The sequence below is a fragment of the Caballeronia sp. LZ065 genome (genome assembly GCF_031450975.1).
Lineage (GTDB): Bacteria > Pseudomonadota > Gammaproteobacteria > Burkholderiales > Burkholderiaceae > Caballeronia.
On the sequence record NZ_JARUXV010000004.1, the window covers coordinates 1,390,677 to 1,404,500 of the forward strand.

The 13,824-nt window shown below is 65.6% G+C and carries 9 protein-coding genes; 3 read left to right on the plus strand and 6 right to left on the minus strand.

What is annotated here, in order from left to right; translation table 11 throughout:
- Positions 1 to 96 precede the first annotated feature (96 nt).
- Entirely contained in the window at positions 97 to 1,554 is a 1,458-nt protein-coding gene (locus QCE63_RS32940; protein WP_309838997.1) for a DUF1214 domain-containing protein, read from the minus strand.
- A gap of 481 nt (positions 1,555 to 2,035) precedes the next feature.
- Between QCE63_RS32940 and QCE63_RS32945 the strand changes: the two genes are divergently transcribed.
- Positions 2,036 to 4,291, plus strand: coding sequence for a heavy metal translocating P-type ATPase (locus QCE63_RS32945; protein WP_309838999.1), 2,256 nt, complete (start codon positions 2,036 to 2,038; stop codon positions 4,289 to 4,291).
- Here the strand turns inward: QCE63_RS32945 and QCE63_RS32950 are convergent.
- From QCE63_RS32950 to QCE63_RS32965, 4 genes are all read right to left on the minus strand, one after another.
- Complete coding sequence (locus tag QCE63_RS32950) at positions 4,234 to 4,740, minus strand: thioesterase family protein (RefSeq protein WP_309839001.1); 507 nt, start codon at positions 4,738 to 4,740, stop codon at positions 4,234 to 4,236. The genes QCE63_RS32945 and QCE63_RS32950 overlap by 58 nt on opposite strands.
- Positions 4,724 to 5,671 (minus strand): L-carnitine dehydrogenase, encoded by a 948-nt coding sequence (locus QCE63_RS32955; protein ID WP_309839003.1) that lies wholly within the window; start codon positions 5,669 to 5,671, stop codon positions 4,724 to 4,726. Before QCE63_RS32955 ends, QCE63_RS32950 begins: the two co-directional genes overlap by 17 nt.
- 36 nt (positions 5,672 to 5,707) lie before the next feature.
- Positions 5,708 to 6,637 carry a 3-keto-5-aminohexanoate cleavage protein gene (locus QCE63_RS32960; RefSeq protein WP_309839005.1) on the minus strand — a complete coding sequence of 310 codons (930 nt, stop codon included), beginning with the start codon at positions 6,635 to 6,637 and terminating at the stop codon, positions 5,708 to 5,710.
- A gap of 89 nt (positions 6,638 to 6,726) precedes the next feature.
- Positions 6,727 to 7,686: a choline ABC transporter substrate-binding protein gene (locus QCE63_RS32965; protein WP_309839007.1), complete on the minus strand. Its 960-nt coding sequence runs from the start codon at positions 7,684 to 7,686 to the stop codon at positions 6,727 to 6,729.
- Positions 7,687 to 8,201: 515 nt separating this feature from the next.
- On the opposite strand from QCE63_RS32965, the gene QCE63_RS32970 reads away from it, so the two are divergent.
- Entirely contained in the window at positions 8,202 to 11,270 is a 3,069-nt protein-coding gene (locus tag QCE63_RS32970) for an acetoacetate--CoA ligase (protein WP_309839008.1), read from the plus strand.
- A 104-nt stretch (positions 11,271 to 11,374) separates the two neighbouring features.
- A complete protein-coding gene (locus QCE63_RS32975) occupies positions 11,375 to 12,352 on the plus strand; it encodes a GlxA family transcriptional regulator (protein ID WP_309839010.1) in 978 nt (325 codons plus the stop codon).
- Here QCE63_RS32975 and QCE63_RS32980 read toward each other — a convergent pair.
- On the minus strand, positions 12,349 to 13,527 hold the full coding sequence (locus QCE63_RS32980; protein ID WP_309839012.1) for a porin: 1,179 nt from the start codon (positions 13,525 to 13,527) through the stop codon (positions 12,349 to 12,351). The two genes, QCE63_RS32975 and QCE63_RS32980, sit on opposite strands and share 4 nt — an antisense overlap.
- Positions 13,528 to 13,824: the final 297 nt, after the last annotated feature.

Here is a 13,824-nt window from a genome sequence, read left to right on the forward strand (position 1 = left end):
CGGCCCGCAAACGTTCCCTCTTGCGCGCTTCAGAAGCACAAAGGCCGCGACGGATCGCGGCCTTTTGCGTGGCGGTTCATGACCGCGTGCAGCGTTTTACTCGCGATCGACCGAAGGCGGCGCCCATGAACCATCGCTCGCCTGCGGCTTCGGTGCATAGAGGCGCAACGCGAGCTGGAAGTCGCCTTGCGGCACCGGCAGCCAGTTCGCCACATGCGCGCGTCCCGGCGATTTCGCCGAGAGGATCACGTCGAAGGAGCCGTCGCGGTTCTTTCGCAGCCGGTCGCGCTCCGAGATAGACAGGCGCGGCAGCTTGCCATTCGCGAGCGCGCCATCCTTGGTATAGGCGGTGAGCGTCCAGAAGCCGCGCACCGGCGGCAATGCGTCCGGCGTGAAGTGCAGCGTGTACCGGTTCGCGCCGTTCAGCGCGTGACCCTCGCTGTCGGTCCGGGCGACCGGCTTCACCTCGCCCTCCTTTGTGCTCGTCGCGATCTGACGGCGCGCAAGGTAAGCGCGCAGCGTGTAGTCGGTGCCGTAGATGCCGACGCCGTCGCCGAACCAGGTCCAGCCGTTCTTCGTCAGCGCATTCGACGGCACGGTGGCAAGCCGTTCGCGCGCGTCGCTCAAGCCCGAATCGAGCAGCGGCGCATCCGTCTTCTTGAACTGCACCGGCTCGCCCGGCTTCACGCCCAGGTCGGCGAGGCCGCTCATCGCGTGGCTGTCGTCGGTGGCGGCGGGGTTGTCGTCGAGCGAACGGGCCAGGCGCGCGAAGAACGCGTTGGCGTCGAGCGCCTCGGCCTGCGCACCGGGCGTCGCCGCGGCAAGCGCGCTCGGCAGCGGCGGCACCGCCGGCTGACGCGCCGTGCTCGACCCCCACGCACCGGCAACCACCGGCGTCGGATCGGAAACCGAGCCCTTGGCGGGTGTCAGCGTGTCGATGTGCATTGCCGTCTGGAACTTGCGCGCCTCGCGCACATCGCCCGAACCGTTCACGCGCACCCGCACGGACAGCCAAACGTAGCGCGTGCGCGTCTCGACGCGGGTCGCGCCCGTCGGCAGCGTGCCGGTCCAGCCGGCGGGCACGAAGGCGATGCGCTGCTGCTTCGGATAAGGCGTGGTGTCGGCGCTGGAATAGAGGGCGTTGGTCCAGGCGTCGAACGCGCGGGCATCGAGATAGCGTCCGCGCGGCGCGGCGGGCAGCGACACGATCACCGGATCGGCGGAGATATCGAGCCAGGCGCTCGATTCCAGCGTATCGACGCTCGGCCAGCCGCTCGCGCCGACCGGCGGCAGCGCCGTCGCATGGTGGAAGGTATTCAGCGCCGCCCCGCCCGGAGCGGCGCTGGCGCGTTCGCGGGCGATGTCGGTCGCGACCAGCGGGAAGCCGAACGTGTAGGCATCCGCCACCTGATTCTTCACCCAGCCAGGGCTGCTTACCTTGACTTCGTCGGGCGCCTTGGTGGCGCAACCGGCCAGGACGGCCATCCCCGCGAGGCTCACGCTCATCCACAGGGCAGCGTCGAGCGGAAACGTCCAGCGTCGGTAATTCTTCATTCGAATGGGAATCCGGGTTTTCTTTCGATTGGGTTGACTCGCAAATCCGGGATGGTTCAGACCGGAACGCGGCTTCGGGTTGCGAGCGCAACACCGTGAGCGCCATCTCGGAATTCGGGTTTTAACTTATCCGCTGACGATAGGCAAGAAGCAGCGTGCAAAAGGCCGGCGGCGTTTCGAAAATTGGGGCGAAGCCACCGAAAACGCACGCCGGCGATGTGTCCAGGCCACCCCTGCGCGCCTTCGTCAGCCGGCACTACGATAGCGGAATATGGTGACGTCCATCGGGTCGAAAACTGCGGCGCATGGTGACCATCGTCCGTATTGTTTCAGCGATACACGACGCCGCTCATGGTATTCCTGCGCTTTCGCCTTGACCTTCCCACGATTGGAAGCCCGATACTGGCGGGGTGAGGGAGTGCAGCGACTTGTCAGTCGTTTGTCCTTGTCGCACGCCCCAGCCAGACCGGAGTGTTCCAGCATGTCCACCGAATCATCCACGCCCGCCGTCCGCACCGCGGAATTCGCCGTCAGCGGCATGACCTGCGCATCCTGCGTGATGCGGGTCGAGAAGGTCTTGAAACGCGTGCCCGGCGTCGAAAGCGTCGCGGTCAACCTCGCGACTGAAAAGGCCACGGTCCACGCCAGCGCCGCCGTCAGCGATGATCAGCTCGTCGCTGCGGTCGCGAAGGCGGGCTACGAAGCCGCGGTCGTCGTGCCCGAGGCGCCGGCCGCCGAGGCGGCCGGTGTCGATCGCGAGCTCATTGCCGTGCTGGTTGCCGCGCTCATCACCCTGCCGCTGCTCGCGCCGATGTTCGGCCTCGAACTCGATCCCTGGCTGCAACTGACGCTCGCGAGCATCGTGCAGTTCGGCTTCGGCGCGCGTTTCTACGTGGGCGGCTATCGCGCGGTGCGAGCGTTTGCCGGCAATATGGATCTGCTCGTCGCGCTCGGCACGTCGGCGGCGTGGGGGTTGTCGGTCTATCAGATGCTCGCGCACGGCGGCATGGGCGCGCATCTGTTCTTCGAGGCGTCGGCAGTGGTCATCACGCTGGTGCGCTTCGGCAAGTGGCTGGAGACCCGTGCCCGGCGCCAGACCAGCGCCGCGATCCGCGCGCTCAATGCCCTGCGCCCCGCCACCGCGCGCGTGCGCGACCGCGACGACCCGGCGCGCGAACGCGATTTGCCGCTCGCGGACGTGCGGATCGGCGACATCGTGATCGTGCGGCCGGGCGAGCGCGTGCCGGTGGATGGCATCGTGCGCGCGGGCCGCACGCACATCGACGAATCGCTCATCACCGGCGAGAGCCTGCCCGTCGCGAAGGAAACCGGCGCGCGCACGACCGGCGGCTCGGTCAACGGCGAAGGAGCGATCGAGATCGAAACCACGGCGATCGGCACGGAAACAACGCTCGCGCGCATCATCCGGCTGGTGGAATCCGCGCAGGCCGACAAGGCGCCGATCCAGCGGCTGGTCGATCGCGTCGCCGCGGTGTTCGTCCCGGCGATCCTGGCGATCGCCCTCGTGACGCTGGCCGGCTGGCTGTGGCACGGCGCCGGCGTGGAAACGGCGCTGCTGAACGCGGTCGCGGTCCTCGTGATCGCCTGCCCGTGCGCGCTCGGTCTCGCGACGCCCACCGCGATCATGGCCGGCACCGGCGTCGCGGCGCGCCAGGGCATTCTGATCAAGGACGCGCAGGCGCTCGAACAGGCGCATGCCATCGCCATCGTCGCGTTCGACAAGACCGGCACGCTGACCGTCGGCCGTCCGACGCTCGTCGAATTCGAGGTGGCGCCCGGACACGCGCGGGAAGACGCGCTCGGGCTGGCGGCGGCCGTGCAGCGGCTGAGCGAGCATCCGCTGGCGAAGGCCGTCGTGGCCGCCGCATTGGACGATCCGGACGCGCCGCGCTTCGAGGCGAACGCGGCGCGCGCGGTCGCGGGGCGCGGCGTCGAGGCGAATGTGAACGAGCGGCGCATCGCCATCGGCAGCGGGCGTTGGGTCGAAGAACTGGGCGCGGACGTACCGCGTTCGCTCATGGAACGCGCGCAGGCGCTCGAAGCGCGCGGCAACACGGTTTCATGGCTGATCGAGCAGACGCAAGCGCGGCGCGAGGTGCTCGCCCTGCTCGCCTTCGGCGACACCGTCAAGCCGACGGCCCGCGCGGCCATCGAACGGCTGGCGGCGATGGGCGTGCAGAGCGCGCTCATCACCGGCGACAACGCAGGCAGCGCGCAAGCCGTGGCGCGGGCACTGGGCATTCCGGCGGAGCGGGTGTTCGCGCAGACGCTGCCCGACGACAAGGCGCGCGTCGTCGCGCAGTTGCGGGCATCGGCGCAAGGCATCGTGGCGATGGCCGGCGACGGTATCAACGACGCCCCCGCGCTCGCCGCCGCCGATGTCGGCATCGCCATGGCGAGCGGCACCGACGTCGCAATGGAAGCCGCCGGCATCACGCTGATGCGCGGCGACCCGGCGCTGGTCGCGGATGCCATCGACATCTCGCGGCGCACCTATCGGAAGATCCAGCAGAACCTGTTCTGGGCGTTCGTCTATAACCTGATCGGCATCCCGCTGGCGGCGTTCGGTCTGCTCGATCCGATGTTCGCAGGCGCGGCCATGGCGTTCTCGAGCGTGAGCGTCGTGACCAACGCGCTGTTGCTGCGCAGCTGGCGCGCTCAGGCCGGCGCGGTGGACGAAGCGCGCGCCGGCAAGCCGATCACGCGTCCGGCATGACGCGCGTGCTCCGGCGCGACCGTCGGCTCGGCGGCAATGCGCGCGGCGACGTCCGCATCGAACGAAGCCGACTTCGGCGCGCCGCCGGTGTCGATGTGCATCAGCATCTGCTCGCACGCCGATACCGGTTCGGCCGAGTCGCCCTCGAACATCTCCAGATACAGATGGATGCGCTTCCGATCATGCGCGATCACCCGCGCCTCGACCCGCACCGCCGCGCCTTCCTTGATTTCCCGCAGGTAGCTGACGTGCGCTTCCAGCGTGTACAAGGTGCGCTGGCGGGCGCGGCGGCCGGCGGCGTCGAGACCGATGCGGTCCATGAAGGCGTCGGTCGCGAGGCTGTAGATCAGCATGTAGAAGGCATCGCGCAGATGGCCGTTGTAATCGACCCATTCGGCCTTCACGGTGTCGCGATAGATCATCGTCGCTCCTTCAGTCCTCGATGCCATGCCGCGCCTTCGCCGCCGCAATCGCTTCGATCACGCTCGAAATGCAGTCGTCGCGATAGCGTTCCAGCGCCTTGATGTCGCGTCCACCGGTTTGCCGCGACGTGCCGTCGACCACGCGGTCGATCAGTTCGTCAGTCAGTTGCGGTGCTACCAGCTTGGTCCACGGCAGTTCCAGCGCGGGGCCGAACTGCTGCATGAAGTGTCGCATGCCCGCCTCGCCGCCGGCCAGCGTGTAGGTCAGGAACGTGCCCATGAAGGACCAGCGGATGCCCGCGCCGTAACGAATGGCGTCGTCGATTTCTCCAGTCGTCGCGACGCCGTCGTTCACGAGATGCAGCGCCTCGCGCCACAGCGCCTCCAGCAGCCGGTCCGCGATGAAGCCCGGCACTTCCTTGCGCACCCGCAAGGGCCGCATGCCGATGGACGCGTAGAAGCTCATCGCTGCATCGATCGCCTCGCCCGAGGTCGTGTCGCCGCCGAGCACTTCGACGAGCGGCAGCAGATACACCGGATTGAACGGATGCCCGACCACGCAGCGTTCGGGATGCAGGGCGCGCGCGTAGAAGTCGCTCGGCAGCAGGCCCGAAGTCGACGACGCGATGATCGCGTCCGGTTTGGCCGCGCGACTCACGCGCTCATGCAGCGCAAGTTTCAGTTCCTCGCGTTCGGGCGCGCTTTCCTGGATGAAGTCCGCCTGGGCCACGCATTCCTCGACCGTCGCGACCACGCGCAAGCGTTCCGGCGATGCCCCCGCCGCCAGCCCTGCACGCTCAAGCGCGGGCCACGCGTTCGCGACGTTGGCGCGCAATTGCGCTTCGGCGCCGGGCGCGGGGTCCCATGCGGTGACATCGAGACCTGCTCCGAGCGCCCGCGCCACCCAGCCACTGCCGATCACACCCGCGCCGAGCGCGGCGAATTGCTTGACTTGCATGTTGATGAGGTCCGTTTGAGTTCGAGCGAGTGAAGTTCAGGCGAATTGTTCGAGTGAGCGCTTGTCGAGCGGACGCTCGCCGCGCGCGGGCAGCCCCAGCTTCCTGCGGCCTTCGGCGGGCGTCAGCGCGCGCGCGCCCAGCCGCTCGATGATCTCGAGCGCGCGCTGCACGAGCGAACCGTTGGTCGCGTGCACGCCGCGATCGAGCCACAGGTTGTCTTCGAGCCCGACCCGCACGTGGCCGCCGAGCAGCATCGCCTGGGCGACCATCGGCATCTGCATGCGGCCGATGCCGAAGCCGGCCCAGTGCGCGCCGGGCGGCAAGTTGTCGACCATCGCCTTCATCGTGCCGGTGTCGGACGGCGCGCCCCACGGAATGCCCATGCACAGCTGAAACAGCGGCGGGTCATCGAGCAGCCCTTCCTTCAGCAACTGGTTGGCGAACCACAGATGGCCCGTATCGAAAATCTCCAGCTCCGGCTTCACGCCGAGTTCCTGGATGCGCTTCGCGCCCGCACGCAACTGGGCGGGCGTGGAGACGTAGATGTAGTCGCCGTCGCCGAAGTTGAGCGTGCCGCAGTCGAGCGTGCAGATCTCCGGCAGCAGCTCTTCCACGTGCGCGAGACGCGTCAGCCCGCCGACGAGATCCGTGCCGCGCCCGAAGCGCATCGGCTCTTCGCCGGGACCGATCTCGAGATCGCCGCCCATGCCTGCCGTCAGATTGATGATGACGTCCACGTCCGACGAACGGATCCGGTCGACGACTTCGCGGTACAGCGCCGGGTCGCGGCTGCCTCTGCCGGTCTTCGGATCGCGCACGTGGCAATGCGCGACGGTTGCGCCCGCGCGCGCGGCTTCGATCGCTGCTTCGGCGATCTGCTTCGGCGTGACGGGAATGGAGGGATGCCGGGCGGTGGTATCGCCGGCGCCGGTGACCGCGCAGGTCACGATGACTTCATGGTTCATGGCGTTTCCGTTCCAGATGACTGTTAGGGTTCCTGCTTTCCCTGCCCGCCCGAAGATCCAGGAGAACGTCGGGCGCACTGCTCAGCGTGTCAAAGCCCCAGATACTGCTTCACCGCGGGCAAGCCGTCCTTGCCGTCGACCGTCTTCACGCCGGCCAGCCACGCATCCAGCACCTGCGGATTGCTCTTCAGATACGCCTTCGCCGCTTCCTGCGGGCGCTCCTTGTTCATCACGGGCTGCATCAGGCGGTTTTCCAGATCGGTCGTGAAGCGCAGGTTCGACACCAGCTTGCCGGCATTCGGACAGCGCGACAGGAAGTCGGTGTTGGTCAGCGTGTAGACGCGCGCCTCGCCATAGTTCGGGCCGAATACCTCGTCGCCGCCCGAGAGATAGTCGAGCTTCATCTGGATGTTCATGGGGTGCGGTTCCCAGCCCAAAAATACAACCGGCTTCTTCTCGCGGATGGCGCGCTCGACCGTCACCAGCATGCCCGCTTCGCTCGATTCCACGAGCTTGAAGCCGCCGAGTCCGAACTGGTTCGAATCGATCATCTTCTGGATCTTCGCGTTGGCGCTGCTGCCCGGCTCGATGCCATAGATCTTGCCGTCGAGCTCGTCGCGATGCTTGGCGATATCGGCGAAGGTCTTGATGCCCGCGTCATAAGCGTAGGCCGGCACGGCGAGTGTGGCCTTCGCGCCGGACAGATTCGGCGGATCAAGCTTCTGGATGCTCTTCGATTCAAGATACGGCTCGACGGCCTTCTGCTGCACCGGCCACCAGTAACCGAGCGAGACATCGATCTGCTTGCTCTTGAGGCCGGCCAGCGAGATGGGGACCGAGGCCACTGTCGTCTTCGGTGCATAGCCGAGCCCTTCGAACACGACCGAAGCAAGCGCGGTGGTGGACGTGATGTCGGTCCAGCCGATATCGACGAAACGCACGGTCTTGCAACTGGCATCTTCCGCACGCGCGTCCTGCGTCAAGGCAAACGCCACGCCCGCGGCGCAGGTTCCGGCCATCAGCAGCTGGGAAATCAGGCGATGTCTCATTGGCGTTCTTCCGTGGTGGGTTGTCTCGATGAACCGGTTCGTGGCGCCGGCATGGAGTTAAAAGTATCGCCGCATAAAAGTGCGCGAACGTCCGCCGGCGACTGCGACTTGCCTGCTTGCGACGTCGTTTCAAAAATCATCCGTTCGTGCGGTGGGAGAGGCGGCAACGAAAAGTATTTCGTTGCGTGCTTTGATCTTGACTGGCGGTTATTTCGCTCACGACAAGGCGAACGATGTCAAGGAAACCGTTCGGTCAGGAATGTCGCGAGTGTGTCATTTCGCAGCCCGACCATTCATGAATATGAAATGCTCGCGAGCAAGAGTAACCTTCATCGACGGCGGCAAAGTTTGTGGGAGTTCGTACATTGCCATGCCTTCCGGACGAGTAATCTGCGTTTGAGGGATCGACGCCGGGCACAGACTTAGACACGCAGCAGGGAAAAAGAGAGATTTCCCGTCTTGGTTCGAGTATCCAGGCGCTTAAAGCCACGCAGTCCAATTACAGGTGCATAAAAATGGACCGACAGGACGCTATCCGAGAGCGTGCGCGTAGCTACGCGCGCGAGCCGTTGTTTCAACCCGCCTTCGAGCAGATCAGCGCTTCACGCATGACAGCCTTCACTGAAGGCTTCGAGAAAATCATCGGCGAGCATTTCGGCAGTTATGCCCAATTGCATGAATTTGCGTGCCGTGAATATCGGCAGTTCTGGAAATACTTCCTCGATTCGGCCGAAGGGCTTGAATGGTCGGGATCGGATGAACCGGTTTGTATTGGCACGCAATCCGAAACAGCGCGATTCTTTCCGAATGTCGAATTGAATTACGCCGAGAATCTGCTAAGCAGGCGCATTGCTTCCGACGACGCTCCCGCGCTGACCTCCTGTTATGCCGATGGCCGCCGCATCACCTACACGCGCGGCGAACTGCGCGAACGGGTCATGCGGCTTGCGCACGCACTGAGTGAACTTGGCTTGAAGCCGGGCGACCGCGTGGCCGCCATCATGCGCAACGACGGCGATGCGATCACGGTTGCGCTGGCGGTGACGGCGCTGGGCGCCACGCTTTCCACGGCCGCGCCGGAAAACGGCGTGCAAGCAATACTCGACCGCTTCGCGCCGCTCGAACCGAAGATGTTGTTCGCGCACACCACGCAGCGGCCCTTCGACACCGGCGGCTCGATCTCGGGCCACATTGCGGCCGTCGCGACACAGTTGGGATCGCTCACGGATATCGTCTGTCTCGACGAAACCGAATTGCCCAGTTCCGTGACGGTGCGTCAGCACGAAATGCGTGCACTGATTCTGCGCGGCAATGCCTTGCGTTTCGAGTGGAAGCGTTTCGAGTTCAATCACCCGTTGTTCATCATGTTTTCGTCGGGCACCACCGGCAAGCCGAAATGCATTGTCCACGGTGCGGGCGGCACGCTCATCGAGCATGTGAAAGAACACCGGCTGCACAGCAACTTCGGCCCCGGCGACAAGCTGTTCTTCCACACCAGTTGCTCTTGGATGATGTGGAACTGGCAATTGTCCGCGCTGGCATCGGGCGTGGAGATCGTCACCTATGACGGCCCCGTGGCCGCGGTGGACACGCTCTGGCGGCTCATCGCGAACGAGCGCGCAACGGTCTTCGGCACGAGCCCCGCGTATCTCAAGATGAGCGAGGACGCCGGTCTCGAACCCGGCGCGCAGTTCGATCTCTCGGCGCTGCGTGCGATGTTGTCGACGGGCGCCGTGCTCTACGACGCGCAATTCCACTGGGTCCACGACCACGTGAAGCCCTTGCAGGTGCAATCGATATCCGGCGGCACGGACATCATCGGCTGCTTCGTGCTGGGCAATCCCAACCTGCCGGTCTATGCAGGCGAGGCCCAGTGCCGGAGCCTCGGCCTCGACGTGCAGGCGTTCGACCAGGGCGCGAGCACCATCATGCCGGGCGAGCTGGTCTGCATCAATCCGTTTCCTTCACGACCGCTCGGCTTCTTCGGCGATGCCGACCACACACGCTTTCATCAAGCCTACTTCGCGGCGAACGAAGGCGTATGGACGCATGGCGACGTGATCGAGTTCTCGCCACAGGGCTCCGCGCGCCTGCATGGCCGCAGCGATGGCGTGCTCAACGTGCGCGGCATCAACGTGAGCCCGGGCGAGATCTACCGCATCCTGAGCGGCATCGCGGAAGTCCGCCAGGCGATGGCCGTGCCGCAGACGGACACCAATGCGGGCGAGGCAGGGCAACGCATCGTGCTGCTGCTCGTGCTGCGCCCTGGTGCGCAGATGAACGCGGCGCTCGCCGCGCGTATCCGTCGCGAGTTGAAACGTCAAGGCAACGCAGCGCTGGTTCCCGACGTGATCGTTCAGGTGGACGCGTTGCCGGTCACGCACAACGGCAAACCTTCCGAGGCCGCGGCCCGCGATGCAGTGAACGGCCTGCCGGCGCGCAATGTTTCGTCGCTGGCGAATCCGGATTGCCTCGAACGCATTCGTGAACACCCGTCCCTTTCGCGCGTGAGGACCGCGTTGCCTGCGCCGGGCGAATCCATCGCGCAACTCGAGGCTTATCTGTGCGCGCTGTGGGAGCAGTGTTTCAGTTTTTCGCCGATCGGCCGCGACGACAATTTCTTCGACCTCGGCGGCCATTCGCTGCTGGCCGCGCGCATGCTCGCCGACGTGCAGCGCGTCACGGGCCACGCACTGACGCTCTCGACGATGATCGTCGCGCCGACCATCGCGCGTCTCGCGGCCGTGCTCGCCGCGGGTTCCGGGTCGCAGACCACGGGCTCGACAGTCGTGCAGATGCGCGCGGGCACGGGCCGTCCGCTGTTCATGGCGCACAGCATTACCGGCTCGGTGATGGAGTGCCTGACGCTCGCGGGCATGCTGGAGAACGAACGGCCCGTGTACGGTCTGCAGGCGCTCGGACTCGACGGCGACGAAGCACCGCAGCACAGCGTCGAAAAAATGGCGCAAGGCTACGTGCGGCGGATTCGCGAAGTGCAGCCGCAAGGCCCATATGCGATCGCCGGCTATTCGTTTGGCGGGCTGATCGCGTTCGAGATCGCGCAACAGCTCGTGGCCGCGGGCGAGCAGATCGAAATGTTGTGCCTGCTCGATACCTACGTGCATGAACACTGCCTGCCGTTCCCGCAATGGACGCGCTTCCAGGCGGACGTCATCGCCGATCGTCTGCGTGAATTCCGCTCGCTCGATACGCGGGCACGCCTGGGCTATGTGTGCACCAAGGCGGGCGCGTTCGCGGACCGCGTCCGCATGCGTCTGGGGCATCAGGCCCACAAGGCCGCGCCCGACGCGCAAGGCCTGCCGCCTGCGCTGATGCGCGTGCGCGAGTCGATGCGCGTTGCGATGACGACCTACACGCCGCGCCACTACCAGGGCGGTCCGATTGTCTATGTGCGGGCCACCGTTCTGGAGACGATGCGCGGCGATCCGCTGCCGGTATGGCAACGTGTCGCGAAGAACGGCTTGCAGGTGATGAAGGTCGAGGGCAGGCACACTGATCTCGTGGTCGAGCCGCAACTCGCGACGGTTGCGCAGACGCTGACGCACGCGCTCTCGCGCGCCTGAAGGGGTAACGCGCATGATGATCCGGCGCGCTCTACGGGGCGCGCCGGATTGCGCATGCATTTTGCTCTTGCTACGGTGAAGGGCTTACCTTCATCGAACCTCCGATGCCCGCTCCACAAGACATCCACTTTCTGCTGCTGCCCGAGTTCTCGTCGATCGGCTTCATGTCGGCGATCGAGCCGTTGCGCGTCGCGAACCGCTTCGCGGGCGATCTGTATCGCTGGCATATCCTTTCCACCGACGGCGGCGCCGTAGCCGCGAGCAACGGCATCACGGTGAATGCGGAAGCCGCGTGCAAGGACGTCACGGATGCCCGCACCGTGTTCGTCGTGTCGGGCTTCGAGCCGCTTGCGGGCTTCACACGGGAACTCGGCGACTGGCTCAAGCGGCTGGACCGCGCGGGCGCGACGCTCGGCGGCATCGACACCGGCAGCTTCATCCTCGCGCGCTGCGGCCTGCTCGCGGGTAAGCGCGCGACGTTGCATTGGGAAGCCGCGGCGGCATTCGCGGAACAGTATCCCGAGATCGAGACGAGCCAGGAACTCTTCGAAATCGATACGCGCCGCATCACCTGCGCGGGCGGCACCGCTTCCATCGACATGATGCTCGATCTGATCGGTCGTGAACATGGCGCGGGCCTCGCGGCACAGGTGTCGGAGCAGTTCGTGCTGGGCCGCATCCGGCAACGGTCGGATCATCAGCGCCTGCAACTTGCCGCGCGCTATGGCATCCACAATCGCAAGCTGATTCAGGTGATCGGCGTGATGGAACAGAACATGGAGGAACCGCTGGCGCCCGATGCGCTCGCCGCGTCCATCGGCGTCACGCGGCGTCAGCTGGAGCGCCTGTTCTGCGCGGCGCTGCAGGACACGCCGACACACTTCTATCTCGGTCTGCGCCTCGCGCGCGCACGCGAACTGCTGCAACAGACCGACATGTCGATCCTGGCGGTCTGCGTGGCGTGCGGCTTCGAATCGCCGTCGCATTTCTCGCGCACGTATCGCGCGCGCTTCAACACGAGTCCGCGCCAGGACCGAAGCGCACTGCGCAACGGCGGTCCCGCGCGGCTCGCGGCAGCCTAGAACGAGTGACGCATGCCGATGCGCACGTCGGACTGCGTGTTGGTGGATGAAGGCGTGAAGCTGTAGCCGATCACGGCGTCGATGGGGCCGGAGGCGCGCAGATAGTCGCCGGAGATATAGACGTCGGTGCGCTTCGAGAGCAGGTAGTGCAGGCCGAGCGATCCCTGATTCCAGTGATTGCCTTCAAAGCGCGTGTGCTGATAGCCGCCGTACAGCGCAAGGTCGGGCCTGAAGTTGTACGATGCGCCGCCCTCGTACACCTGCATGTGCGAAGTCTGGCCGAGCCCCTTGATGGTCGTGTACGTGAAGTTACCCGACAGCATCAGGTTGCCGAGCGTCCAGGCCGCGCCCACCGCGAACGCGCCTTGCTTGTCGACGGGAAAGGAGTTCGCGCTGTAGAGATCGGTGACGGCGCCCGTCGCGGGATCGACGGATACGGTCGGTTGGCCGAGAAACGTGCGCGCGCCGATCATCGCGTAGGGATCGAACGCATAGATACCGTTCGGGTTGTTGAGCTGCGTGTACGCGGCGCCTACGTTGAAGGTGTTCGCGGCGTAGTGCGCGCCGACGCTCCACGCGCTGTTCTGATGGAAGTTGCCCGACACGTTGCCGAACGAATACATGCCGCCGAACGTGAAGCCGCCGATGTTGTTCGACAGGAACTTGATCGAGTTGGGCAAGCGGTCGCCGTTCATGCGGTCGAAGTCGCCTTGATGGATTGCGTAGCCGCTGGCCCACGCCGAGATGTTGTAGAGATAGACGAACTCTTCGGTCATGTCGAGCTGATTGCCGAGCGAGACCGTGCCCCACTGGTTCTTCAGGCCCACATACGCCTGACGCCCGAACTCCGCGCCGCCGAACGCATAGCGGCCCGTGCCGAGACGAAAGCCCGATTCCAGCACGAAGACGGCTTGCAGTCCGCCGCCGAGATCTTCCACGCCACGAAAGCCGAGGCGGTTGCCGTAGGAAACGCCGTCATCGAACTTGACGACATGCGCGCCGCCGCTGTTGTTCACCCACGTGACGCCGGCATCGAGGATGCCGTAGAGGGTGACGCTGCTTTGCGCGTGCGCCAGCGCCGGAGCGAGGCTCGCGCCCGCGGCGACAGCGAGGCTCGCGAGCCGGGCCGTGCTTGCAGTGCGTGTCCTGCGGGTTGCGGCATGTCGCTTTCTCATGTGCTCGTCCTCTTCTCGTCGTGATCGGTTTCTGTCGTTGGAATGAGCGATGTCCCGCCTTCACGCGTCGCGTGATGACTCATCGCCTGACCTGCCGGGAACTGCGGAGACTGCCGCTGAAGCGCCTGAGTGGCTATGCGGCGAAACGGATCGATTCGCCGGTGTTGTAAAAATAAGGTTCCATATAAAGGAAGGCTCGACCGATTGCGACGCAAATCTGTCTCTCTGCGACTGATACGTTCCGCACCCGGATGAATTCGCGCCTACTTCACGCCGAGCGCTGTGTGCACCGCTTCA

Excerpts from the sequence above, each read along its gene's own strand:
- QCE63_RS32940 (WP_309838997.1), bottom strand. The coding sequence starts at position 1,554 with ATGAAGAATTACCGACGCTGGACGTTTCCGCTCGACGCTGCCCTGTGG.
- QCE63_RS32945 (WP_309838999.1), top strand. The coding sequence starts at position 2,036 with ATGTCCACCGAATCATCCACGCCCGCCGTCCGCACCGCGGAATTCGCC.
- QCE63_RS32950 (WP_309839001.1), bottom strand. The coding sequence starts at position 4,740 with ATGGCATCGAGGACTGAAGGAGCGACGATGATCTATCGCGACACCGTG.
- QCE63_RS32955 (WP_309839003.1), bottom strand. The coding sequence starts at position 5,671 with ATGCAAGTCAAGCAATTCGCCGCGCTCGGCGCGGGTGTGATCGGCAGT.
- QCE63_RS32960 (WP_309839005.1), bottom strand. The coding sequence starts at position 6,637 with ATGAACCATGAAGTCATCGTGACCTGCGCGGTCACCGGCGCCGGCGAT.
- QCE63_RS32965 (WP_309839007.1), bottom strand. The coding sequence starts at position 7,686 with ATGAGACATCGCCTGATTTCCCAGCTGCTGATGGCCGGAACCTGCGCC.
- QCE63_RS32970 (WP_309839008.1), top strand. The coding sequence starts at position 8,202 with ATGGACCGACAGGACGCTATCCGAGAGCGTGCGCGTAGCTACGCGCGC.
- QCE63_RS32975 (WP_309839010.1), top strand. The coding sequence starts at position 11,375 with ATGCCCGCTCCACAAGACATCCACTTTCTGCTGCTGCCCGAGTTCTCG.
- QCE63_RS32980 (WP_309839012.1), bottom strand. The coding sequence starts at position 13,527 with ATGAGAAAGCGACATGCCGCAACCCGCAGGACACGCACTGCAAGCACG.